Source organism: Kitasatospora sp. NPDC054768, from assembly GCF_053612025.1.
In genome coordinates, this window is record NZ_JBSHBN010000036.1 from 28,395 (window position 1) to 50,090 (window position 21,696).

Below are 21,696 nucleotides of genomic sequence, written 5' to 3' on the forward strand. Positions count from 1 at the left end.
GCGACCGAGTCCTGGGGGAGCGACTGAGCCCGTTCAGTCGCTGGTTCGGTCGCTCCGACGTTTTTGCAGGTCAGGAGCGACTTTCACAGCGAACAGCGACTGAAGCGACTGTAGCCCGGGTCTATGACGCACACACGCACACGGGAATGTCTTCATATACCCGAGCTTGAGTCGCTTCGGTCGCTGTTCGGGTGGGTGAATGCGCTCTGACCTGGTGTTTTGTGGAGCGACCGAAGCCCAGCGACTGAAAGCGACTGAGTCTCTCGGGGCGTTCTCCCCGGCGTGTCGGGCGTGTCAGGACTGGCCGAAGGCCAGGAGCGAGTCGCTTGGGTCGCTTCGGTAGCTCCAGCGACCGTTCTCGGGGGATGACCTGTGCAGAGCCGGCTCCGAAGAGGGGCGTCGTCCCAGGTAGAGCCGTGGCGCCGGTCAACAGTCGCTTGGGTCGCTGCTCCGGCCTGTACGTCAGGTGCTGAACCAGGCCGGGCTATCGGGCTCCCTTCCCTCGTCCCGGGAATGTCGTTCAATGAACGACATGTCGGCCAGCGATTCAGCGACCCAAGCGACTGTTGACCGCGCCCCTGGCAGAGCCGGGCACCGCATCGCTGGCTAGCCACGGGGAGCCTGTCTTTTGGCTCGGTGAGGAGGGTCCGACCGGACCGCTCAAGGCCCTGTGAACCTTTCTGCCCCGGATGCCGACTGTTCCGGTGACGCGCGGCGCGGGACCAGGAGGTGCGGGTGGACGAGGACAGGCACAACGGACTGCTGTTGGTGGTGCGTTGCCAGCTCGGGGAGCGGGAGGCGTTCAGCGAGCTGGTACGCGTCTGGCACACGCCGCTGTGGCGTTATGTGCGGAGCATGGTGGGATCCCCGGACATCGCGGACGACCTTTCCCAGGAGGCGTGGGTTGCCGTGGTGCGCGGATTCCCGCGCCTGCGGCAGCCTGAGCGTTTCGCCCCGTGGCTGTTCACCATCGCCCGGCGCACGGTGGTCGACCACCTGCGGCAGGCGTACACGGCCCAGGCGCCCTCGGCCGCGGAGGGCGAGGCTGTCGCCGATCACGACGACTCCTCCAGCGGCGTCCTGAACACGATGGAGATCGAAGCGGGCCTTTCCGACCTGCCGCCGCTGGAGCGCGAAGCGCTGATCCTGTTCCACCTGCAGGATCTGTCCCTGGCTGCCTGCGCGGAGGTGCTGGGCGTGCCGCCCGGCACGGTCAAGAGCAGGCTGCACCGCGCCCGCCGCATGTTGCGGGACGTCCTGATCGAGAAGGGATACGAGGCATGAGCGAGCAGAGCCACGGGGCACCCCGGGAGGTGCCGGCGGAGCTGGAGCGCGCGCTGGCGGCGGAGGTCTCGCTGCGCTCGCGGATGCGGCACGTTGCCGTGGGACTGGCGGGAGGGTGCGGGGCGGCGCTGGTCGCGGTGCTGTGGGCAACCGAGCCGGGGCCGCTCCCCGCGCGGACTCAGGTTGCCTTCGCCGGGCTGATCACGGTGGGGCTGGCCTGGGCCGCCTTCGCCGGCTGGGTTCTGAGCAGGCGGCGGCCGCTGTTCGCCCGGGACCGGGTGCTGGGTGCCCGGCTCGCTCTGGTGGTGACCGCGGTGACCGGCGTCGCCGGGGTCGCGGTGGCCGCAGTGCGCGGAACCGTGGCCGGGACACTGGCAGTCGCATTGGCCGGTGCCGCCCTTGTTGCCACCGCGGGACTGCTCCTGGTCCGGGCGCAGTCCCGCCGTCGCGAACTGCTGCGGCTGCGCGACAGCCTTCGTGAGGACCCTTCGTGAGGACCGTCACGGAGCGTGCTTCTGGCCACGGGCGGGGGACCATCCACGGCCGTCAGCGGGGCGCCACAGGTGGCCGTCCCCGGGGAATTCCAAAAGCGCAGTGCTCTCGTCCAGGATGCCGGCAGAGACTTGGGCCGGCAGTCGCTTGGGTCGCTGCCCTTCCTACGGGCGCTTTTGTGCAGGGAGCGAGACCGTTTCGTCGTGGGTTGACGGGACGGCGGGCAGCGACTGAGCGACCCAAGCGACTCAAGTACGGACTTGCCCGCGTCCTGGACACGTCTTCAGCGACTGTTCTCCGGAAGCCCGCCCACTGACCGCCGGTTGTCCGACACCGCACGGTGTCGGACAACCGGACAGGCCTGTCGAGGCGACTGCGAGGCGAGCCCCCGGGCCCGTGCTCCGGGCGGACGGGGAACGCAGTAGCACGTGCCACTGACAACGATCGCTGTTCCCGTACTCGATCCAGCCGGGGTTGCGTGCCTGGTCGCGGCCGGACCGGGCCACGACCCGCCCACTCCCGGCCCGTCGGCAGCTGCGATCGGTGGGTCCACGGCCGTCGGGCATGTGGCCGGATTCGGACGGTGGGGACTCGAACCACCGCTCCCGTGCAGATCCTTTTCCCCAGGACCGTACCGGGGGGAGAGGAGATGCAGTGTGACCAGGGGTGGGAATGACGATGAACTGGCCGAGGCCGTACGGGCCCTGTTGGAGGGGAAGACCGATCCGGGCATCGAGGCGCGGACACCGGAGGAGGCCGCCCGCGCCATCGGGCTGTTCGACAAAGGCATCCGTGAGGTACCGGGGCTCTTCCGGCAGATAGCGGAGGGCGCCCAGGAGGGCGCCGAGACGCTCTCCTCGGACCGGTTGCAGGTGCTCTCCGAGATGGTCCAGAACGCCGACGACACCGGAGCCCGTGAGATCCGCTTCCACTGGCTGCCGACCGAGCTCCTGATCGCACACAACGGCAGCGGCCTGCGCCTGGCCGACATCCCGAGGCTCGGGCTGCCGTGGATCAGCGGCAAGCGCCTGGACTCCGCGAGCACCGGTCGGTTCGGCATCGGCCTGACGACGCTGCGGATGCTCTCGACCTCCTGGGAGGTGCACGGCCACCCGTACCACGTCGGATTCACCGACATCACCCTGGCACCGGCCGACCCCCCGCGCCTGCCCGCGGACATCTCCGGGCGGGAATGGACGGTCTTCCGCATCCCGCTGGACCCCGGGGTCCTCGCGGCCGAGGAACTCCTCGCGTGGTTCGAGAACTGGCAGGACAGCTCCCTGCTCTTCCTGCGCCACCTCGAACAGGTCACGGTGGCGACCGCCGACCCCACCGGCCGGGAGCAGAGGGTCCTGCGGCTGAGCTGGCAGGACGTCACGACCCTGAGCTTGCCCGTCGACGGAGCGGAGCACGCCGTCCGGGTGCGGGAGGCCCGGACCACCGGGGGCGCCCGCTGGCGTGTCTACGACACGTTGATCCCGTCCCGGCCCGGGTGGCGCCGCTTGCACAAGAAGCTCGGCCCCACCGTTCCGGTGGCCGTGGCGCTGCCGATGGACGGAGCGGCCACGGGGTACGTCCATGCGGGACTGCCGGTGGCCCGGCTGGCCGTCTCGGCCCGGGTGCACTCGCAGTTCGACCCGATCGTCAGCCGCGAGGGCTTCGCCGCGAGCATCCTGAACTCGGCACTGGTCCCGGTCGTCGCCGACCTGTGGCAGGCCGCGGTACTCGACGTCCTCGAACGGGTGGAGCCGTCGGCCTGGCACCTGCTGCCCCTGGCCGAGACCTCCGCCCATGGCAAGGCCGGGCTCCCCGACCGCCTCGCCGGCACGTTCCTGGAGCGTGCCAGGGCGAAGGTGGCCGCCACGCTCGCACTGCCGGTGCCGGACGGGACGGCCGTCCCGCTCGCCGACCTCGCGGTCGAGGCGGAGGAGCTCACCGGAGTGGTCTCGGAGCGGGACACCGCACAGCTCGCGGAACTGGAGCACTGCTTCCCGGGCGCCGCCCGCGACCGGGACGGCCGTTGGCGCGAGGTGCTCTCCGACTGGAGGACCGCCGGTGCGGTGGAACTCCCGGACGAGGTCGACGTCTCGGACGCGGTCGGACTGCTCAAGCGGCCCGCCTACGACGTCGACCGCACGGTCCGCCTCACCGCCGTTGCCCTGCGCGCCGGCCTGGAGTTCGAGATGCGCTTCCGCGCGTGCCTGGCCACGGCCGACGGCCAGCGGCTCGCGCCGTACGAGCACCTGTTCGCCGATCGTCGGGGAACAGGACTGCTGGATCCGCTGGGCATCCTCCGGGACCTGCATCCCGCCTACTGGAGCGACGACGACGCGGCCCGGCGGGTAACCGGCTGGTTGAGCAGGAGCGGTTATCTGGTCCGCCGTGACAACACCGCGGCCGTCCTGCGCCGCATCGCGCACCTGGGGAGCACCGGCGGTCGTCTGCCCGCTACCGACATCTCCGCGACCGACCGGTTGGTCCTGCTCCAACGGGCCCTGGCCGAACTCCCGGCCGCGGAGCGCGAGCGCCTGGGCCCGGGAGTCGGCCGGACCGTGCGGCTCGACGCGTACCAGTACGGGGCGAACGGGGAAGAGAATGCCTGCCAGGCGATGCCGGACCGGCTCTATCTCCCCCGGTCGTTGGAGAGCACAGGAAGCGACCGGTTCGCGACCGCCGCGCACAGGACCCCGGGGCTCCTCTGGGCGCACCGCTCCTACGCCAAGACGCTTCTGCCCGTCTCGCGGAGCGGTGGTCTGAGTCCCACGGCCTTCCTCCGTCTGCTGGGCGTGGCGGACACTCCCCGGCTCGCCCCGGTCGTGCTGGGGGTGAAGAAGTACGACCGGTCCCGCGACACAAGGGCAGGACTGCCCCACGACCACTGGCTGTCCTCCCGGACACGCACCCAAGCGGTGCAGCGGCTCAGGGCCACGCACACCCTGGATGACAGGGCCTCGCAGGACCTCGAACGGGTCGTCAAGGACATCACCGCGGAGCGCAACGTCGACGAGCGGCGGCGGCGTACGGCCGCGCTGCTCCATTCCCTGGCCAAGCTGATCACCGGCCCCGAGGCGACGGTCGAGGCCGCCACGGCCTATCACGGCTGGACCGTGAAAGGCTCCGTTCCCGCGCTGTGGGTCTGGAACCTGCGCGACAGCGCATGGCTGGAGGACGAGAAGGGCAACCTGTGCCGCCCCGGCCACCTCCAGTTGCGCACCCCCGACGCCGAAGCGCTCTACGGACAGGACGAGCCGAACTACGTGCACGCGGAGCTCCAGCACGTGCTGGCCAACCGTGCCGACGTGCTCGCGGCCCTGGGAGTGGTCGGCGACCCCGACGTCCCCCAGCTGATCGACCGCCTCCGGCGGCTGCGCAAGCGGCCGCTGGGCACCGGAGCCACGGCGGAGGCCCTGCGGACCGAGGTCTACCTGGTCTACCGCGCGCTCGCCAGGCGCCTGACGGAACGCACGGCGGACACCGCTCGCGCGCAGGTCGAGAAGCGGGTGACGGCGGCGCTGCGGGGCGATGACGCCCTCGTCCTCACCGACCTCGGCTGGCGCCGTCCCGAGGACTGCTTCCGGGGCACCGCCATCCTGTACGGCCTGCGCGCCTTCGTCCCGCCCGGGCCCGAGCTGCTGCCGCTCTGGCAGGTCCTGGGGATCGGGGAGCCGGGGCCCGAGGACCTGGTCGAGGCCCTCAAGGAGCTCGCCGCCGACGGATCCCCGACGGGAGGGGACGGGGAGCGGCTGATGCTGGAGGCGCTGCGGTCGCTGAACACGCTGGTCGGCGGCACGGGTGCCGGCATCGCGCCGGGTCTGAGGGAGAAGCTGCGCTGGCTGCCGCTGTGGACCAGCGCCGGATGGATCAAACAGCAGAACTCGGTCTACGCCGTGGCTGCCCACCGGTCGGTCGAACTGGCCCTGGCGGACCGCGTCCCGATCTGGCAGCCGGGCGGCGACGCGGAGCAGTTCGCCGGGCTGCTGGGCCCGCTCGGCGTGCAGCAGCTGGACCTGGCCTCGGCCGAGGCCGTCGAACCCGACACGGCGGTACCCGATTCCGGTCTCACCGGGAGCTTCCGGCGGGCCGTCACCGCTCTGCAGGACCGTCTGGTCCGGGACGAGCCGGCGGCCGCCGAGTCCTTCACGGGCTGGGCGTGGCTCGCAAGCCTGGAGGTGCGCGTCCTGCCGGGTCTGCGCGTCCGGGCGGACCCGGGCAAGGACCGCGAGCCGCTGGAGATCCCCATCGGCGCGCACATCGACCGGTCGGCCAAAGCCCTGTTCCTCTCCGCCCCGGCCGAACTGTTCTCCCGGCTGGGCACCGGCGCCGCGTTGGCCTGCCATTTCGCGGGCTCCCGCGGCCAGGTGGCCCGCCACTGGCGGGACTTCTGGGAGGAGGACGCCGTCACCACCGGTCACGCCGTACCCCTCACCTCGGCCGGCCAGCGGGACTTCGAGGAACAACAGCGCCGGGACGAACTGCTGCGCGACCGCTCCCTGCGGGCCGCGCAGGCGCCGACGCCCGCGAAGCCGGCGAGGGACGGACGCGGTACCCCGGCGAAGCCCGCCGGGCCGGTGCCCGGGCCCCGGCCCGCTCCCGGCGGCAAGGCGGCGACGACACCCAAGGCAGCACTTCCGAAGCCGCGCAACGCCGTCGTGCCCGAGCCACCGCGGCTGGTCGGCCTCGACCGGCTCGGTCGGCCCACGGTCCGCCGGACCGGGCCGGCCCCCAGCACCACGGGGGGACCGGTGCCGACCCAGGCGCAGCGTCCGTCCCGCACCCGGGCCGGCGGCCTGTCGACCCCCAGGCCGGGTGGTGCCGTACCCCGCGAACAGTCCGCTCGGCACGGATTCCAGGACAGCAGCTCCAAGGAGGCCCTGGTCATCCGAACCCTCGCCGCCGTTCTCGGGGAGGACGCGGACAGCCTCGACCAGCGCGGAAAGCTGAACGTCGGAGCCGACGTGGTCGACAGCGCCGGCCGCTACTACGAGATCAAGGCACACGGCGGCGCCCGACCGAGCGACGTCACCCTCACGGCCGCGGAGTACAACCGCGCCCGGGAACAGGGAGAGAACTACATCCTGCTCCTCGCCGAACACCTCAACGAGGGCAGCGGAGGTGAACCGGTTCTGACCCTGATCAGCGACCCGTTGGCCAAGCTCGATCTGGAGCCCGTGTCGGACGTCCGGCTCAAGGGTCTGCGCGCGGCCTCGCTGGAGGCCGAACGGTGGGAGTGGCCGACGACCTGACACCGGGCGACAGGTGGGCTCGACCCGGAGGCGCCCGGGCTGCGAGCGGTGTCGGGAAGGTGCTCGTGGCCCCGGCCACGCAGTGCCCTCGACCCGGCCGGCGCGGGCTCCTCAGGTCGAGCCGCCGCTCGTACGGGCCCGGTCCACCGTCGGGCGTCAGCGCAGTGCGAGGACCTGGCCGGGCAGGAGCAGGTCGGGGTCGTCGCCGACGGTGTCGCGGTTGAGTTCGTAGAGGGCGGGCCAGCCGCCGTCGGTGGCGAAGGCCTGGGCGATGCCGCCGAGGGTGTCGCCGACCTCCACGGTCCAGCTGTCCGGGCAGTCTTCGTCGTCCGTGCAGACCGGAGCGGGGGCGTCGGCGTGGGATGGCGGGATGGCGGAGGCATGGGGCCGGGTGTGCGCCGGCCGGTGGCTGCGGGCGTGAGCGGTCGGCCGGTCGCCGCTGTGTGCGGCACGGGCTCCGCAGGCCGGCCACGGGGTCAGGCCGCGGCGCTCGGCCAGGTGCTCGGCCACGGCGATCTGCTGTTCGCGGGTCGCCCGGTCCGCGCGCGGCGCGTAGGCGAGGCCTCCGTTCGAACGCCAGGTCGGGCTGTCGAACTGCAGCCCCCCGTAGTAGCCATTACCGGTGTCGGCCTGCCAGCGCCCTCCGCTCTCGCACCTGGCGACGGCCTCCCAGTCCACTCCCGTTCGGAGGACCCCCGCGCTCGCCGCGGCGGCGGAGGCTGTTGCCGCGCCGCCGGCGACGGCGACGGCGAGCAGGGACAGGAAAACGACGACCAGGCGACGGGCCACGGACAGCGGTGACATGAATGCTCCGTACTCCGGGAACAGGGACCGGGCACCGAAGTGCCCCTCCCACCCATGCACCTGACGTCCTCGACGGATGGGAGCGAAGCGCCGATCTCGTTCGACCGGCGGCTCGACACCACTCGAACGCGGGGCCGGGCGACTGGGCCGGGTGATCGCCCGGGCGGGCCCGGAACATCTCCTCGCGCCGTCCGGGTGGGCTACTCGTGATCCACGACGGGGGGAGCGGGGCGCGGACTTGACGGCGCGGTGGCAACGGAGTGCTGCGGCGAGCGGACAGGGTCGATGCGGGGCGCGTCCGCAGTCCGGGGCACGGCTCGTCGGGAGGCCGGCCCTGATGGCGGGGACGGCGCCCGCCGGTGATGGCCCGGAGCGTGCGTCTCGGGTCCGGCGGGCACCAAGGCGAAGCGTAGGGCGGTGAGGGGTAGACGACCCGGCTCCTACCGCTCGGGGTGACGCAGGCGTCGCGGACGACGGCGGTGATCCGCACGGCCAGGTCCTCTGGGAGCGGGGGCCTCTCGGGAACCCGGCCGGCAGGAGGCCGGCGGCGCCCGGGGACGTGGCGCGGCTGCTCTGCTCGGCGGCCCGGAGGCCCGGGCGCGGAGGCGACGCGCGAACGCGAGGACCGGTTGCCTTGCAGGCGCGGTCCGGGGCCGGTGCGCGGTGGTGGAACCGTTCGCAGCACCTGCCGCTCCGTCCCCTGCCGCTCAGCACGCCGCCCCCGCCGCGGCGCCGGACGATGCCGGGCTGCCGGCGAAGTGCATCCTGTACGTCATTTCCAGAGGCGCCGAACGACAACGGAATCGGCACCTTGTCGCGAAGCTCCCCGACTGAACCAGGATTCCTGGGCGAGCCGCACAGAGGCGAGCGGGAGGCAGAAGCGCACCGGGCCTCGCCGTCAGGCCGGTCAACCCGCTACCGCGCGTAGCGGGGAAATCTGCCCTTCACCAGCCGTGCACCGCGCCGGAGCGGTAAGTTGACGGCCGCCAACCATGGGGAGAACCGCTGACATGACCATCGATCAGGCTGCCCTCGGCAGCGCGGTGAAGGCGGTCGTCGTCGCCGCGCACGCCGATGACCAGGCCGCGCTGTACCGGGCCGTGATGCCGCCGGCAGGCACGGACACGCCCCCGGCCGAGGTCACCGCCTGGTTCGGGACGCTCCTCATCCACCTGGCGCTCGCTGCCGCGATCACCTCGAAGCTGCAGCGAGGCTGCCCCCGGGAGGCCGTCTCGGGGTGGATCGGGGAGGTGCTGGGCCCGCCGCCCACCCCGGCGCTGCTGCGTGCTGCGGATCCTGGCCGCATCGACCATGTCGAAGCGGTGAGCGCCGCAGCGGACTACTCCCAGTGCCACGAGTACGCCGTCGACCTGATCCGGTTGGGTCTGGCCGAGCCGGACGAGGCACCGGACGAGCGAGGCGTCGACGCCCACTGTGCGGTGACCAACGACAGTAAGACGCGGATCACCGTGATCGCGATGCTCGGCCGCCTCGCCGCCGTTCCTGGCGGGCGGGCTTGACGGTGCCGCTCCGGCAGCGCACGGGCGCCGGGCCGTTGTCGGGCTGCTCTGCGTCGTGACCTGGAAAGCGGCCTTCCTGTCCAGGCCGACCGGTCTCGGCGACGGCCGAAAGCGGTTCAGGCACGGATTCCGTGAAGTCGATCAGCTGGCGTGACGGTCTGTAGTCGGAAGCTGGTGGGTGGCAATGACGATCGATGCCGCGCTTGTGCTGGGCATTGCCCAAGACCGCTGCCCTGCACCGTGATCGAGCTGGTAGGAAGGGGGAATGGACGACAAGATCATCGCCCCGATCGACCAGATGCTCGCAGAACGCGCGTGCGAGCGGATCATTGTGGACTTCATCCACCGTCTCGACCTTGGCGAGCCGAGCTCGGTGGCTGAGCTGTTCACGCCCGACGGCATCTGGCAATGGCCTTACGGTGACCGCCGCATCGAAGGCCGTGACGCCCTGCGGGCCTACTTCGCCTCGCGCCCGTCGGACAGGCTCTCGCGTCGCCTGATGACGAACATCCTGGTCACGGTGGAGTCCACGACGACGGCCCGCGCTGTCTCCTATCTGACGACGTATCGGGTCGACGGCTACGACGGCGGCATGATCGAGCCTCGCCTCCCGGCCAACGTGGGCCACTACGAGGACACCTTCCGTAACCTCGATGGCAACTGGCTCCTCGCAACCCGCACCGTCTTCCTCCCCTTCGGTGCCGACACGGAGCGACTCCCCTCCCGGACCGCGGCTCGCACATGACGGGAAGCGCTTCGCAGCCCGAGTAACCGGCACTTCGGCGCGCCACGGTGCCGCCCGCGTTTTTCCCCTGCCGTCGGCGATGGGGCGTACGGACGGGGTCACCGAACGTCGTGCCCTGCTGTTCCGTAAACGGAGAGGTAGTGGTGATCGCGGCGGCTGGCTGCGGTCAGGAGGAGCCGCTTGCGCAGCAGCGGTGGCTTCGCTCGGCCGAACACGCTGCGCTTGAGCGCCTTCAGGTCGTTGACGCGGCCCTCGACCGGCCCGGAGGACCAGTCGGTGCTCATGCCGTAGACGACGGCGTCGAGGTCGGTGAGCAGTCCGGCGTCGAAGCCGGCCGGGCCGCACTGCTCGTCCGCGCAGACGTCGGCGATCCAGCGGGTCAGCTGGTCTCCTCGCGGTTGGTCATGATGGCCGCGAAGGTGCGGCCGTGGACGGCCGCGGCCGCGAGCTCGGGTGATCGGGCCAGCAGGATCTTGAGCTGCTGCGGCCAGCCTCCTCGAAGGCGTCGCGGTCGCCCGGCAGGCCATACCGTTGAGGAGGCCCTCGCGGAGGTCGAGGGCCGGCCGCCGGGCTCGAAGGGCGGCACCGCCCCGGCCGGCAGTACGACAACTGCGGTACCGTCGTCGCCCGCCTTCAGTGGGCCGAGCCGTTCTGCTCGACCGGCTCCGGCGTCAAGGTGTACCTGATGGCGCGTAACGGTGACATCGGCGCCCCGGTCTACGCCGGCACCGTTTCGATGGATGTCTACGCCTACGTCTGGCTTTGTACGCGAGGACGGGAGTCGTTTGTCGTCGGCTTCGGGGGTCACCGCGTGGGCCTGTTCCATGATCAATGTCGATGAGTTTGGGAGTCACTCACGGTCCGGCGAGCGATTCAGGGTCCATCCCTCGGTGAAGGCCCTGAGCTGATCTCGCTACCGTTCCTCCTCTGTGATCCGGTCGGTGAGAACGCGGCGGTCGATGTACGGCGCGACGGCGGCGAGGACCAGGCGCTGAGGCTCGGCCGGGCCGAGAGCCTCAACCTCCCACTGCACCGGCTGTTCGGCGGCGAGTTTGTACCGACGGGCGAACCCCGGCCAACGCGGGTCGCCCGCCTTGCCCGGCGGTTCGGGCGGATGGTTCGGACGGCGGCGGCCGGGAAATTCGCTTTCGGCCGCCGGAGTGCGGTGATAGACAGCCGTAGTGCAGAAGAATCTTGAACTCCCTGACCTGCTGCGACTGATCGACGAGCGGGCGACGGCCTTCCGGGCCGCGATCGCCGCCGCGCCCAGCCTGGACGTGCAGGTGCCGACCTGTCCCGAGTGGACGCTGTTCGACCTGGCGCGGCACCTGGGCTCGGGCCGCCCCTTCTGGGCCGCCGTCGTCGAGGCCGGTCCGGCCGACGCCCCGCCGGCCGAGGCCGTGGCGGCGCGCTCCGAGGCGCAGGCGCCCCGGGAGCGCGAGGCGTTGGTGGCCTGGCTGGCCGCGTCGACGCAGGAGCTGCTGGACACCCTGCGGGAGGTCGGCCCGGACGCCGAGTGCTGGACGTGGTGGGGCGCCTCGCAATCGCCGCGGACCAGCGGTGCCGTCGCCCGGCACCAGCTTCAGGAGATCGCGATGCACACCTATGACGCCCAGCTCACCGTGGGCGCCGCGCAGCCGCTGCCGGCGGAGGTGGCGCTGGACGGCGTCGAGGACTTCCTGTTCACCTGCTGCGCGTGGTCGGGCGTCTGGCCGCACGAGCCGGCCGTCGTCGACTACCACGCCACCGAGGGCCGCTCCTGGCGCTTCACGGTCGAGGCGGATGGCGCCCGCGCCGTCCGCCTCCCGGCTGCCGGCGAGGGCGAGGCCCAGGCCGACGCCTCCGCCCGGGGCACGGCCGGTGAGCTGGTCCTGTGGTTCTACGGACGCACCCCGCTGGACTCGGTGAAGATCGACGGCGACCGGGCCATCTTCGAGCGGCTCTTCGCCTGGGACCCGAACGCGTAAGGCGGTGTCGACGACGCGGCGCCCGGTCGCGTCGTCGGCTCATCCGACCGTGCCCTGGGCGGAGCGTCGGCGTGGCGTTACCGTCCTGACATGGTTGAGAGCAGGGGGTTTCGCGTCCTTCGAGGATTTAACACCCGCCGGTCTGGTCGTAGCTGGTGACGAGCGCGGCGGCAACGATGCGCGGCCACTGGAGTCTGGGCACACCGGTACATGTACCCATCAGCTCAGCGGCGGGTGCCTCCCAAACTCGTGAACATCGACCTGCCCGCCAGCAGGGCGCCTCCCGAGCTCATCGACAAACGACTCCCGTTCTCGCGTACAAAGCCACCTACGTCGATATCCATGCCGACGTCCTGGGCGCTTGGGGGCCGTGGCGACGGTCAGCCAGGGGCGCATCACGGTGGGGACGATGCATGACCACTCGCGGCAGCACCGCCCGGGGCTGCGTGATGCCCACTGCACCGCGCCGAGCCGGTGGTTTGACGTCTTGTACCCGCCCGTCCGGCTGCCTGGCGGGGGTTGACTTGGCCGCGCGGGCGGGCCCGGACACGGTGGGCGGTGGTGTCGCCGTGGGCGTGCTGCGTGCTGACACCGTGTGCGGTGCCGCCGTTGGGGCTGGCCTACCCTGGTTCGCGACAGGGGGAGGGCGGGGTTGTGGACGTGAGGGTGCGCGGCAGGCGTTGGGCGGTGGTGGTGGCGTTGATCGCGGTCGTGGTGTCGGGGTGCTCCGCGGGGGAGGGTGAATCCGACTATCCGTTGCCGTACAAGCGGCGGGACGCATCGGTTCTGCGCCGCATCGCGCTCGCCGACCCGTCCACGAAGAACACGGTCGTGGCGGCGGATGACCGTACGATCACGATGGAGGTCTCCTGGAGCGGCTGCGACTACAAGCCCGACCTGGTGGCACGGGAGACGGACAAGCAGGTCGCACTACTGCTCAGGCGCCGTGACGCTTCGGGTCCGGACGTCGGGTGCGAGGACGGCGGCATCGCCGAGCTGAAGGTCGTCCTGCGTCAGCCACTCCGCCCCCGGGCCCTGACCGACACCCTCACCGGCGAACCCGTCCCCCACACCCATGCCTGACAACAGCCCGCGAAGGCTCAGGCCCGGCTCGTAAGGGCGCAGCGGGGATGATGGCCTCTGGGGCGTCGGCCCCGCACACGTGGGGCCCCGGATTCGAACTGAATGGATTGGCGCACTCTGCGCCCAATCACAGCAGGTCAGGAAGTGTCGGCCCCGCGCCCGCGGGGATAGCTCCGCCGCCCAGCTCCTGGCCGGTGCCTAACGGATGTCGGCCCCGCGCCCGCGGGGATAGCTCCCAGATTGCGTACGTGCTCAACGGCGGTGGTGAGTCGGCCCCGCGCCCGCGGGGGTGACCCCCAAGCCGTGACCTCTCGCGAGGTGTGCCTCCCATCAGCCCAGCCCGCTCGGGGGGCGGCCCGGAGCACTGACAGTTCGTCACCGATTCCGGAAAGTGACCGCCTGTCCCGGTTCGGCGCGCGGGCGGCACAGCAGAGGAGACCCACTGATGGAGAGCACCGTGCAGGCCCCCGCCGGACCGTGACCCCGGCCCCGGCCGATCCGCCGCCCGAACCTCCCCGCGCGGCTGCACCGTCGCCTACAGTGAGAGCTTCTTGCGGACGGGACCGGGTGACGGCACGAGCGGGGAGGGGGCCGGAGTGGAGCGACGCGTGCGTCGGACCGCGGCGGCCGCGCTGTCCTGGGCGTTCCTCGCGGCCTGGGCCGTCTGCCAGGTCCTCCTCGGCACGGCGACGGGCGCGGCGCAGCCGGCTCCCGGCGCGCCGCCCGCCGTCGCCGCCCCGGCCGCCCCGGCCGCTGTACGGCTCGGCCCGGCGGGCGCGGAGGTCCGGCGCTCCGCGGACCGCCCCGGCTCCGACGTCGCCCAGCGGCAGTCGGCCGCCGCCGAGCCCGGCGTCCGGTTGCCCGCGCTCCCGCCGGCCGTGCTCCCGGTCGACTGGACGGACGCCCCCCGGTTCCGGCCCGGGGTGTACGCCGCGGGGCCGCGTCAGGAGCGGGCGCCGCCGTCCGACCGCTACGACCCCCGCCACACCCGCGGTCCCCCCTCCACCCGGTCCAGCTGACGTCCCATCGCGCCCGCCGACCCGGGTGCCGCGGCCTGCCCGCGGCCCGGACGGGAGGACTCCGGCCACCGTGCCCGGAGCGTTCCCGGCGGCGCGCCGTCCCCTCGCGTCCGCCCGTCCCGGGTGCGGCGTCCCCCGAGGACGCCCGGCTCCCGCGGACCGCCCGTGGAGTACCCATGCCTACTCGCCGTACCGTGTTCTGGCGCGCGCTCGTCGCGCTCGCCGTCGTCGGTGTCTCGCTCTACGTCGCCCTGACCATGCCGCCCCGCCTCGGCCTCGACCTGCGCGGCGGCACCCGGATCGTCCTGGAGACCCAGGACTCGCCCACCGTCCGCGCCGACGCGGACGCCACCGACCGGGCGCTGGAGGTGCTGCGCCGCCGGGTCGACGGCCTCGGCGTCGTCGAACCCTCGCTCGCCCGCGCCGGGGAGCGGCGCATCGTCGTCGAACTCCCCGGCGTCCAGGACCCCCGCGAGGCCGCCGGGGTCATCGGCCGCACCGCCCAGCTTGCCTTCCACCCCGTCGTGGCGACCGCCGACGGCCCGGCCGGGCCCCCTGCGGCGGACGGGTCCCGGGTCCTCGCCGACCCCGGCCTCCCCGGCGGCCACCTGCGGCTGGGCCCGCCAGTGTTGACCGGCGACGGCGTCAAGGACGCCTCGGCCGTCCTCGACACCCGGACGGGCCTCGGCTGGAGCGTCGACCTCTCCTTCCGCGGTTCGGCCGGCGACGCCTGGGCCCGGCTCACCGGGGAGGCGGCGTGCGCCGCGCCGGCCGACCCCGCCCGCCGGGTCGCCATCGTGCTCGACGACCGCGTCCTGTCCGCCCCCGGTGTCCAGGACAGCGTGCTCTGCGGGCAGGGGATCACCGGCGGTTCGACGCAGATCACCGGCGGCTTCTCGGCCGACGAGGCCCGCGACCTCGCCGCCCTGGTCAAGGGCGGCGCCCTGCCCGTCCCGGTGACGGTGATCGAGCAGAGCACCGTCGGCCCCACCCTCGGCGCCGAGGCGATCCGGGCCAGCGCCCTGGCCGCGGCCATCGGCCTGCTCTGCACCGGGGCCTTCATCATCGCGGTGTACCGCCTGCTCGGTGTGCTGGCCACCGTCGCCCTCGCCCTCTACGGACTGATCTCGTACGCCGCCGTGGTCGCGCTCGGCACGACGCTCACCCTGCCCGGGCTGGCCGGCTTCGTCCTCGCCATCGGCATGGCGGTGGACGCCAACGTGCTGGTCTTCGAACGGGCCAGGGAGGAGTACACCGCTCCCCGGGCGACCGGCCCCGGCAAGGAGCGCGACCTGCGGCGCCCGCTCCGCGTCGGGTTCGCGAAGGCATGGAGCGCGGTGGCCGACTCCAACGTGACGACGCTGCTCGCCGCCGGTCTGCTCTTCGTGTTCGCCACCGGCCCGGTCAAGGGCTTCGGGGTGACGCTCTCGATCGGCGTGCTGGCCTCGATGTTCTCGGCCATGCTGATCACCCGGCTGCTCGCCGAGTGGGCGGTGCGCCGGCCCGCCGTCGCCCGGCGGCCCACCCTGACCGGCATGGCCACCGTCGGCCGGCTCCGGACCCGGCTGACCCGGCGGCCGCCCCGGCTGATGCGCCACCGGCGGCGCTGGCTGGGCGCCTGCGCCGGCCTGCTGCTGCTCGCCCTGGCCGGGATCGGCGGGCGCGGCCTGGACTTCGGCGTCGAGTTCACCGGCGGCCGGGTGGCGCAATACACCGCCGCGCAGCGGGTCGACGCGGACGCCGCCCGCGCGGCGGTGGTCGGCGCAGGGTTCCCGCAGGCCGTGGTGCAGACCACCGGCGACACCGGCGTGTCCGTCCGCACCAAGGAGACCGGCGACGACCAGCAGCAGCGCATCCGGGAGGCGCTCACCGGCGTCACCGGCGAACTGTCCGTGGAGCGGGACGAACTGATCGGGCCGAGCCTCGGCAGCGAGCTGCGCGGCTACGCGCTGGCCGCGCTCGGGCTCGCGGTCGCCGCCCAGCTGCTCTACCTCACGATCCGCTTCCGGTGGACCTTCGCGACCGCCGCGGTGATCGCGATGGCGCAGGACCTGCTGCTCGTCCTCGGCCTCTTCGCCTGGCTGGGCAAGCCGGTGGACAGCGTCTTCCTCGCCGCGCTGCTCACCATCGTCGGGTACTCGGTCAACGACACGGTGGTGGTCCTGGACCGGCTGCGCGAGCTGCGCCGGACCGGGACGAAGGCGAGCTGGGCGGCTCTCGCGGACCGCGCCGTGGCGCAGACCCTCCCCCGGACGGTGAACACCGGCATGGGGGCGCTGTTCGTCCTGGTGGCCCTGGCGGCCCTCGGCGGGGACTCGCTCGCCGACTTCTCGGTGGCGCTGCTGGCCGGGGTCCTGACGGGCACGGCGTCGACGGTGTTCACCGCGATGCCGGTGGTCGTACTGCTCCAGGAGCGGTTCCCGGACCGGCCGCGGGAGGTCGGGGCGGCACGGGCGCCTCACACGGCGGGCGCGGCGCGGGCACGGGACCACAACGGGGCGGTGGTCTGAGCGGCGCCGGTTCGGTGGGGAGGCCGTGCGTCCCGCGACCGGCCGGCCGAGTGCCGGCGCCTGCCCCCTGGCGACGTGCGCGTCGCTCTCGACCCGAAGCTGTTCGGCGACTGGTGGGCGCCGGCCGGCTGGACGGTCAACCCCGACGTCGACATGGTCGTCCATACCACCGGGCACGAGCCCCCTGCCCGGACGGGGCCCGGGAGGTGACCGCCAGCACGCGGAGTGGCGGGACTCGTGTGCCTTCGGATGAGGGGGGGTTAGCCCCCGGAAGAGTTCGGTGGCTGCCCTGAGCGCGGGGCAACGGATCACACGAAAGGATCTTCTCACGTCGTCATACGCAAGTTGAGGGGCAAGAAAGCATGGCTATTAGGTATCCGAAGCGCATCAGTCGGCGGGGGCTGCTGGTGACGGCGGTGACCGTGGCGGGGGCGGTCCTCGTTCCGGTGGCGGTCCAGTCGGCCACCGCCGCCACGGCCGACGGGAAGCAGGATCCGGTACGTGCACTGGAGCGGGCAGCCCACCCGCTGCGTGCGACCGAGCCCGGCGGAAGTACGGCCGACCTGCGAGCCCTGTCCGCAATGATCGGCAACGCCAAGGTGGTCGGCCTCGGCGAGGCCACCCACGGCTCCCACGAGTTCTTCACCATGAAGGAGCGGGTCTTCCGCCACCTTGTCGAAGAGAAGGGCTTCACCACCTTCGCCCTGGAGCTGAGCTGGTCCGCGGGACTCCAGATCGACGACTATCTCCAGACCGGCAAGGGCGGTGACGCCCGCAGCGTCGCCAAGCAGACCTTCGCCGACTCGCCCTGGGACCGCGAGGAGTTCGTGAGCCTCATCGAGTGGATGCGCGACTACAACCGCCACCACCCCGACCGCCCCGTGCACTTCATGGGCGACGACATCGGCGCCCCCTCGTTGAATGACGCGTTCTTCGAACGGGTGACCGGTTACGTACAGAAGAACCACCCCGAGGCACTGCCGCGGCTCAACGAGCTCTACACCGGCCTGCGGCCCATCGACAACGTCTTCGCCTACCTGGGCAAGCCGCTCGCCGAACGGCAGCAGCTCGCAGCCAAGGCGCAGCAGGCCCTGGAACTGGTCAGCAGCCGGAAGGGCTCCGGCGGAGACGCGTTCGACTGGGCCGAGCAGAACGCCCGTTCAATCGCCCAGACCGCCAAGTTCCTCACCATCGACCCGAACGACCCCAAGTCGCTGCCCGATTTCGAGCTGTTCCGAGACGAGGTGATGGCCCAGAACGTGGCCTGGTGGCGGCAGCACACCGGCGACAAGATCCTGGTGTCGGCGCAGAACAACCACGTCGGCTACGTCTCCGACAACCCCGAGCTGTACTCCAAGACGCAGGGGTCGTTCCTGCGCGACACCATGGGCAAGGACTACCTGCCCATCGGCTTCACCTTCAACCAGGGCTCCTTCCTGTCGAAGGACGCCGCCCTCGGCGGCGACTGGAAGAAGTTCACCGTGGGCGCCGCCGAGCCCGGCAGGAACGAGCACACCCTCGACCAGGTCGGTTACCAGGACTTCTACCTCGACGTCCGCAAGGCCCCGGCCGCCGCGCGCGCCTGGTTGAACGTCGCCCGGCCCACGCTCAACATCGGCACGCAGTTCCCCGAGAAGCCCCGCGACACCGCGATCGCCCAGTCCTTCGACGTCCTCATCCACCTCCACGAAGTCCGGGAGGCCAACAAACTGAAGCCGTGACGACGCTGCCGTGCGACCACGTCCTCGCCACGCTGTGCCTTGTCCACGCGAAGCCGTAGCAGAGGCAGCCGTTTCGATCCCGCCGAACACTCGGACGGCCCTGGTCCGCCGCGGGCGTATCCATGCCCGGTTCTGAGGGGGCCGGGCCACGGCAACGTGGCCCGGCCACCCGACCACGCCCGAGCGGTCGCAACCCGATACGACAAGCGCGGATACGTCTACCTCGGCACCGTCACCGCAGCCGCTCTCGTCATCCGGCTCCGCACATGATCGCCCGGACAGCTCCGCCTAGTACTCCAGTGAGAGTTCTCCAGTGGGCCCCGCTCACCAGGTCACGGGCAGTGACCGCATCCCGTAGATGAACGACTCGGTACGGAACTCGCGCTCGCCGGTCAGCCGCAGCCGCAGCCGCAGCCCCGGCAGTCGGCGGAACAGCGTCTCCAGGGCGATCTGGAGTTCGGCGCGGGCCAGCGGCTGGCCCAGGCACTGGTGTACGCCGAAGCCGAACGCCAGGTGCCGCCGGGCGTCCCGGTCCAGGTCCAGCTCGTCCGTCGCCCGATGGCCGGCGCCGCCGAACACCGCCTCGTCCCGGTTGGCGGTGGAGAGCATCGCCATCACGCCCTCCCCGGCCCGGACGGTGACGCCGCCCAGCTCCACGTCCTCCAGCGCCACCCGGGGCAGGCCGGTGTGCACGATGGTCAGCAGCCGCAACAGCTCCTCCACCGCGCCCGGCAGGGTGGCCGGGTCGGCCAGGCCGGGGATCTGCTCGGGGTGCTCCAGCAGCAGCGCGGTCGACAGCGAGATCATGTTCGCGGTCGTCTCGTGCCCGGCGATCAGCAGCAGTACGCCCATGCCGGCCACGTCGTCCGGGGTCAGGTCGTCCCGCGCCGCGAGTCGGCTGAGGGCGTCGTCCTCCGGTTGTGCGCGCTTGCGGGCCGTCAGGTCGCGAAGGTAGTCGCGGACCTCCTCCTGGGCCTCCCGGAGCTGCTCCACGGTGCTCTCCCGGCTGAGCATCGTGCGGCTCAGGCTCTGGAAGCGGTCGTGGTCCTCGTACGGCACGCCGAGCAGCAGGCAGATCACCAGCGAGGGCACCGGCAGCGCGAAGTCGGTGACCAGGTCGGCCGTGGTCCGGCCCGCGGTCATCCGGTCCAGTGCCTCGTCCACGATCCGCTGGATCTCCGGGCGCAGCGCCTCCACCCGCTTGACCAGGAATTCCCCGGTGATGATGCGGCGCTGGCGGGCGTGCTCGGGGTCGTCGAGCCGCAGGAAGTCCGGATTGTCGGTGATCAGCTCGCGAGCGCCGGCGACCAGCAGCGGGAAGGCCGGGTGGCGTATGTCGGCACTGAACCGGCGGTCGGACAGCACGGTGCGGACCTCGGCGAAGCCGGTGACCAGCCAGCAGAGGTCGCCGTCGGGCAGCTCGGCCCTGGTCACCGGCCCGGTGGCGGCGGCCTCGGAGTACGCGGGCGGCGGGCCGAACGGGCAGCCGCCGGAGTGCGGGGCCGGCAGCAGCGGGACGGCGGGGGCGGTGGGTGTGGCGGTCACGGCGGGGGTCTCCTCATGTCGCGGGGGTCCTCGTGGGGCTGTCGGGGGTGCAGGGAGTCCCCGGCGGCCTGTGGGGCCGGCGGTGGGGCCGGTCAGGCCCCGGTCTGCGCGGGCTGGTCCTCGGTGACGGTGATCGCCCGGCCCGGGCAGAGGTCGGCGGCGAGCCTGACGTCGTCGAACTGCTCGGGCAGCAGCACGATCTGACGGAGTCTCACCAGGCTGTCCCGGTCGTCCTGGTCGAAGACCGCGGGGGCGTTCGTCACGCACATGCCGGAGCTGCAGCAGCGGTCCCGGTCGACGCTCACCTGCATGTCGGGCACCTTTCGTCAGGGCGGCGCCGGCTGCCCGGCGGCCGCCTCTCGTTGTCACGGTCAAACTAGCCGTCGCTGGTCCGTTTACGGACGGGTACGGTGGCCGGACCGAGAACGGCCGATTCGGCCCCTGTGTGTGAACCCCTCTGGCGGCACAATGCGTTTCAACCCGCGGTACTTCGCCGGACGGGTCGGCGGACCCGGCCGCGCGGACGGCCTCACAAGCCTTCGGCGGTGGCCAACTCCCGTACGGAGGCCACCGTGTCGGCCTCGGCGGCGCTCTTGTCCGGCCGGTAGCGCACCACCCGGGCGAACCGCAGGGCCGGCCCGGCGGGGTAGCGGGGGCTGCGCCGGAGGCCTCGAAGGCGACCTCGACGACCAGTTCCGGCCGGACCAGCACCGTCCGGGCGTCCCGCCCGGTCTCCCGGGCGAGCAACTCGGCGGTCTGCCAGGCGAGCGTCCGTTCGGTCAGCCCCTTGAAGGCAGGCTCGTGGCCCGGGTCGGGTTGAGCCGCAGCCGGGTGAGGATGCGCCAGTTCTTGAGCGCGGCGAAGCCGTGCTCGACGGGGGCGCGGGCGGCGGCGATGATCTGGTTGGCGGTCTTCCGGCCGGCGGTGAGCTTCTTCTTGCGGGTCCGCTTGGCCCCGGTGATGACCACCGGGTCGTCGCGGTCGGCATCGAGGCCGACGAAGCCGAGATCGGCCGGGGAGCCCAGGCCTGCGGTGCGCAGGTGCCGGCAGATCTTGTCGTGCCGGGCGGTCTTGATCTCGCCGGCCGTGCCGCGGCGGGCCGAGGAGATCCGGATAAGGTTGCCGCGCTCGTCGGTGAGGGCCAGGAACAGCAGGCCGTGGGACGTGTGTTTCCCGCTGTAGTTCTTGCGGTTGGCCTTCCCGGCGCGGCGGCGGGTGCGGATCAGGGTGCCGTCCAGCAGCACGACCTCGCCCCGGCCCGGGTGATCTTCTTCAGGGCGCGGTCCAGGCGCGGGGCCTTGGCCGCGAGCAGGGCGATCACCTCGTCGCACCAGCGGCGGATCGTGGTGGCCGCCACGGCGTTGCCGCCGGCCAGGTCGGCGGCGCGCTGGTCGTGGCGCAGCACGCGAGCACCAGCACCGCGAGCACCAGCACTGCGAGCACCAGCACCGCGATCTGTCCGGCCGAGCGGGACCGCCACCGGGAGCCGATCGCCTTCAGGTGGGCGCGCATCAGGTCGGCGACGTAGTTGACGGTGTTCGAGGACAGCGGCAGCGCGCACTGACATAAGACCGCAACGGTGGCCCGGACGCCCACCGCCGTTCCGCGCGACATCGCCGACTGTTCGGCATCCTCGCCTGCCGTGCAGGTCAGGGTTCGTTTCGCGGCCCGCGACGGATACTCCCCGAAGCCCAATCCTGCTGCGACCGGGGTGTGCCGGCGCATCTGGAACGCGGTGGACTCGTGGTCGCGATCGTTCTTCT

Annotated in this window: 17 protein-coding genes; 11 read left to right on the top strand and 6 right to left on the bottom strand. The window is 72.3% G+C overall.

Going from position 1 to position 21,696, the window contains the following annotated elements; genetic code table 11:
- Nucleotides 1-735: 735 nt before the first annotated feature.
- The 3 genes from ACWGKU_RS13970 (at nt 736) to ACWGKU_RS13980 (ending at nt 7,019) form a co-directional block, all read left to right on the top strand.
- On the top strand, nt 736-1,284 hold the full coding sequence (locus tag ACWGKU_RS13970) for an RNA polymerase sigma factor (protein ID WP_331768797.1): 549 nt from the start codon (nt 736-738) through the stop codon (nt 1,282-1,284).
- A complete protein-coding gene (locus ACWGKU_RS13975; RefSeq protein ID WP_331768798.1) occupies nt 1,281-1,778 on the top strand; it encodes a transmembrane transport protein in 498 nt (165 codons plus the stop codon). Before ACWGKU_RS13970 ends, ACWGKU_RS13975 begins: the two co-directional genes overlap by 4 nt.
- Before the next feature lie 654 nt (nt 1,779-2,432).
- Nucleotides 2,433-7,019, top strand: coding sequence for an ATP-binding protein (locus ACWGKU_RS13980; protein ID WP_331768799.1), 4,587 nt, complete (start codon nt 2,433-2,435; stop codon nt 7,017-7,019).
- A 156-nt stretch (nt 7,020-7,175) separates the two neighbouring features.
- Here ACWGKU_RS13980 and ACWGKU_RS13985 read toward each other — a convergent pair whose 3' ends face one another.
- On the bottom strand, nt 7,176-7,823 hold the full coding sequence (locus tag ACWGKU_RS13985; RefSeq protein ID WP_331768800.1) for a transglycosylase family protein: 648 nt from the start codon (nt 7,821-7,823) through the stop codon (nt 7,176-7,178).
- Between the two features lie 1,010 nt (nt 7,824-8,833).
- On the opposite strand from ACWGKU_RS13985, the gene ACWGKU_RS13990 reads away from it, so the two are divergent.
- Nucleotides 8,834-9,343 carry a hypothetical protein gene (locus ACWGKU_RS13990; protein WP_331768801.1) on the top strand — a complete coding sequence of 170 codons (510 nt, stop codon included), beginning with the start codon at nt 8,834-8,836 and terminating at the stop codon, nt 9,341-9,343.
- A 265-nt stretch (nt 9,344-9,608) separates the two neighbouring features.
- Nucleotides 9,609-10,088, top strand: a complete 480-nt coding sequence (locus tag ACWGKU_RS13995) for a nuclear transport factor 2 family protein (protein WP_331768802.1) — start codon at nt 9,609-9,611, stop codon at nt 10,086-10,088.
- A gap of 98 nt (nt 10,089-10,186) precedes the next feature.
- On the opposite strand, the gene ACWGKU_RS14000 is transcribed toward ACWGKU_RS13995, so the two are convergent.
- Entirely contained in the window at nt 10,187-10,372 is a 186-nt protein-coding gene (locus ACWGKU_RS14000) for a hypothetical protein (RefSeq protein ID WP_452191439.1), read from the bottom strand.
- 897 nt (nt 10,373-11,269) lie between these two features.
- On the opposite strand from ACWGKU_RS14000, the gene ACWGKU_RS14005 reads away from it, so the two are divergent.
- From ACWGKU_RS14005 to ACWGKU_RS14030, 6 genes are all read left to right on the top strand, one after another.
- Nucleotides 11,270-12,055: a maleylpyruvate isomerase family mycothiol-dependent enzyme gene (locus ACWGKU_RS14005; RefSeq protein WP_331768803.1), complete on the top strand. Its 786-nt coding sequence runs from the start codon at nt 11,270-11,272 to the stop codon at nt 12,053-12,055.
- A gap of 666 nt (nt 12,056-12,721) precedes the next feature.
- Nucleotides 12,722-13,138 carry a hypothetical protein gene (locus tag ACWGKU_RS14010; protein WP_331768804.1) on the top strand — a complete coding sequence of 139 codons (417 nt, stop codon included), beginning with the start codon at nt 12,722-12,724 and terminating at the stop codon, nt 13,136-13,138.
- 608 nt (nt 13,139-13,746) lie between these two features.
- Complete coding sequence (locus ACWGKU_RS14015; protein WP_331768805.1) at nt 13,747-14,157, top strand: hypothetical protein; 411 nt, start codon at nt 13,747-13,749, stop codon at nt 14,155-14,157.
- Nucleotides 14,158-14,333: 176 nt separating this feature from the next.
- A complete protein-coding gene (gene secD, locus ACWGKU_RS14020) occupies nt 14,334-16,667 on the top strand; it encodes a protein translocase subunit SecD (RefSeq protein WP_452178416.1) in 2,334 nt (777 codons plus the stop codon).
- A 75-nt stretch (nt 16,668-16,742) separates the two neighbouring features.
- Nucleotides 16,743-16,877: a hypothetical protein gene (locus tag ACWGKU_RS14025; RefSeq protein ID WP_452178415.1), complete on the top strand. Its 135-nt coding sequence runs from the start codon at nt 16,743-16,745 to the stop codon at nt 16,875-16,877.
- 152 nt (nt 16,878-17,029) lie between these two features.
- Nucleotides 17,030-18,388: an erythromycin esterase family protein gene (locus ACWGKU_RS14030; RefSeq protein ID WP_331768807.1), complete on the top strand. Its 1,359-nt coding sequence runs from the start codon at nt 17,030-17,032 to the stop codon at nt 18,386-18,388.
- Nucleotides 18,389-18,712: 324 nt separating this feature from the next.
- On the opposite strand, the gene ACWGKU_RS14035 is transcribed toward ACWGKU_RS14030, so the two are convergent.
- From ACWGKU_RS14035 to ACWGKU_RS14050, 4 genes are all read right to left on the bottom strand, one after another.
- The gene (locus ACWGKU_RS14035; protein ID WP_331768809.1) at nt 18,713-19,933 is read right to left on the bottom strand and encodes a cytochrome P450; all 1,221 of its coding nucleotides are present in this window, start codon (nt 19,931-19,933) and stop codon (nt 18,713-18,715) included.
- A 92-nt stretch (nt 19,934-20,025) separates the two neighbouring features.
- Nucleotides 20,026-20,244 carry a ferredoxin gene (locus ACWGKU_RS14040; RefSeq protein WP_331768810.1) on the bottom strand — a complete coding sequence of 73 codons (219 nt, stop codon included), beginning with the start codon at nt 20,242-20,244 and terminating at the stop codon, nt 20,026-20,028.
- A 468-nt stretch (nt 20,245-20,712) separates the two neighbouring features.
- Nucleotides 20,713-21,177 (bottom strand): transposase family protein, encoded by a 465-nt coding sequence (locus ACWGKU_RS14045; RefSeq protein ID WP_331768811.1) that lies wholly within the window; start codon nt 21,175-21,177, stop codon nt 20,713-20,715.
- Nucleotides 21,156-21,338 (bottom strand): hypothetical protein, encoded by a 183-nt coding sequence (locus ACWGKU_RS14050; RefSeq protein ID WP_401049058.1) that lies wholly within the window; start codon nt 21,336-21,338, stop codon nt 21,156-21,158. Before ACWGKU_RS14050 ends, ACWGKU_RS14045 begins: the two co-directional genes overlap by 22 nt.
- Nucleotides 21,339-21,696: the final 358 nt, after the last annotated feature.